At 49.0% G+C, this 441-nt stretch carries 4 tRNA genes; all 4 read left to right on the top strand.

What is annotated here, in order from left to right:
• Positions 1-6 precede the first annotated feature (6 nt).
• The 4 genes from HII16_RS16675 to HII16_RS16660 all read left to right on the top strand — a co-directional run bounded on the left by HII16_RS16675 (position 7) and on the right by HII16_RS16660 (position 434).
• A tRNA-Leu gene (locus HII16_RS16675) sits at positions 7-93 on the top strand.
• Between the two features lie 33 nt (positions 94-126).
• Positions 127-202 (top strand) — tRNA-Gly (locus HII16_RS16670).
• Between the two features lie 28 nt (positions 203-230).
• Positions 231-306 (top strand) — tRNA-Gly (locus tag HII16_RS16665).
• 41 nt (positions 307-347) lie between these two features.
• Positions 348-434: transfer RNA gene (locus HII16_RS16660), tRNA-Leu, on the top strand.
• The last annotated feature ends 7 nt before the right edge of the window (positions 435-441 follow it).

The following is a 441-nucleotide window of genomic DNA, read 5'->3' as shown; positions in this document are numbered from 1 at the left end:
CATTCTGCCCGGGTGGTGGAATTGGTAGACACAAGGGATTTAAAATCCCTCGTCTTAACGGACGTGCCGGTTCAAGTCCGGCCCCGGGTACCATTTCATCAACATATGGTGTTGGTTCTAAATAAAGCGGCTGTAGCTCAGTTGGTAGAGCATCACGTTGCCAACGTGAATGTCACGAGTTCGAGTCTCGTTAGCCGCTCCAATTTAGACACCAAGATAGATTACCTTAAGCGGCTGTAGCTCAGTTGGTAGAGCATCACGTTGCCAACGTGAATGTCACGAGTTCGAGTCTCGTTAGCCGCTCCAATCTAATTATTTATTACCTTTTACGAAGCTTTCGGCATTATGCCCGGGTGGTGGAATTGGTAGACACAAGGGATTTAAAATCCCTCGTCTTAACGGACGTGCCGGTTCAAGTCCGGCCCCGGGTACCATTACGTT

Source organism: Thalassotalea sp. Y01 (genome assembly GCF_012932945.1).
GTDB lineage: Bacteria > Pseudomonadota > Gammaproteobacteria > Enterobacterales > Alteromonadaceae > Thalassotalea_A.
This window is presented reverse-complemented; position numbering and strand designations above follow the sequence as displayed.